This window comes from Enterococcus sp. RTP21361st1_A6_RTP21361_211029, from assembly GCF_040910045.1.
In the GTDB taxonomy this organism is placed as follows: domain Bacteria; phylum Bacillota; class Bacilli; order Lactobacillales; family Enterococcaceae; genus Enterococcus_D; species Enterococcus_D gallinarum.
The window spans coordinates 1-1,543 of sequence record NZ_JBDGBK010000201.1 but is presented as its reverse complement, the minus strand read 5'-3'; the positions used below and the strand labels follow the sequence as shown (position 1 = coordinate 1,543).

1 pseudogene is annotated in these 1,543 nt (G+C 36.7%); it reads left to right on the top strand.

What is annotated here, in order from left to right:
- The first annotated feature begins 57 nt into the window (after positions 1 to 57).
- Positions 58 to 1,469, top strand: a pseudogene (locus AB5Z52_RS17010) (IS3 family transposase).
- The last annotated feature ends 74 nt before the right edge of the window (positions 1,470 to 1,543 follow it).

Below are 1,543 nucleotides of genomic sequence, written 5' to 3'. Positions count from 1 at the left end.
TGAAGCGACCCCCAAAAGTTAGACCAAAAAATCTAACTTTTGGGGGTCGTTATTTGTATGGCAAAATATCCTTTTGAATTAAAACTAAAAATCGTTAAAGAATATCTTAGTGGCGTGGGCGGATATCGGTATCTTGCCAACAAATACGGTATTTCAAGCAAGTCTCAAGTAAGTAATTGGGTGAATGTCTATCGTGAATACGGAGAGGAAGGTCTATTGAGAAAGCATCAAAATCAGAAATATTCTGTTCAATTTAAGTTAAATGCGCTAGAGTTATATCAAACAAGTGAGATGTCCTATCGAGAAGTTGCTAGCACTTTAGAAATGAACAACCCTGCGCTTATTGCCAATTGGATGCGTAATTTCAGAGAAGCAGGTATTGAGGGGCTCTCAAAAGAGAAAGGGCGACCACTTACTTTGACTAGAAAAAAAGAAAACAAAAAAGAAAATACAACAACTGAAGAACGCGATCGTATCAAGGCATTAGAAAAGCAAGTCCGATCCCTTCAAATTGAGAATGCCTTTTTAAAAGAGTTGAGGAAGCTGCGAAAACAGGAAGCCCAGCAAAGACGCAAGAATCAATCGCACGAATCATCGCCAGCCTCCGAGGATCATTCAAACTAGTTGAGCTTCTTGAAACATTGAAATTTCCTAAAGCAACCTATATGTATTGGCAGAAACGGTTTGACAGACCAAACCCAGACCAAGAAATTGAAGAAAAAATGCTTGAAATTCGCAAAGATCATAAAGATTACGGCTGTCTGCGACTAAAAAAAGAATTAGAGAATCAAGGGATTCATGTCAATAAAAAGAAGATTCAACGTCTGATAAAAAAACTAGGTATCGAAGTAAAGTCTTACACTCGAAAATCTCGACGGTACAATTCTTATCGTGGGAAGGTTGGCACTGTCGCCAAAAATCGTATTCATCGTCGGTTTTATACAAATATCTGTCACCAAAAAATTACAACTGATACCACAGAGTTTAAGTATTATGAAGTAGACACCACAGGTGTCGTTCGTCAGAAAAAGCTGTATTTAGATCCTTTCATGGATTTCTACAATAGTGAAATTCTATCTTATCGGATTTCTGAAAAACCAAACGCACTAGCCATAATGGAAGGATTAGAAGAAGCAATCCAGATGACAAATGATTGTCCATTTCGTAGAACCTTCCATTCAGATCAAGGATGGGCCTATCAAATGAATGCTTATAAGAATAAATTGAAGCAGCATAAAATCTTCCAGAGTATGTCTCGTAAAGGGAATTGTTTAGATAACTCACCTATGGAAAACTTCTTTGGTTTATTAAAGCAAGAGATTTTTCACGGAGAAGTCTATCGGAGTTTAGATGAATTGAAAACAAAAATTGACCAATATATCTATTATTACAACCATAAACGCATCAAAAAGAAATTAAATTGGCGAAGTCCGGTTCAGTTTCGAGAAGCTGTAAAAACAGCTGTCTAACAGTTAATCTTATCATACAAAAAAGGAGTGGATTTCTCCACTCCATAAAAGTCTAACTTTTTGGGGTCACTACA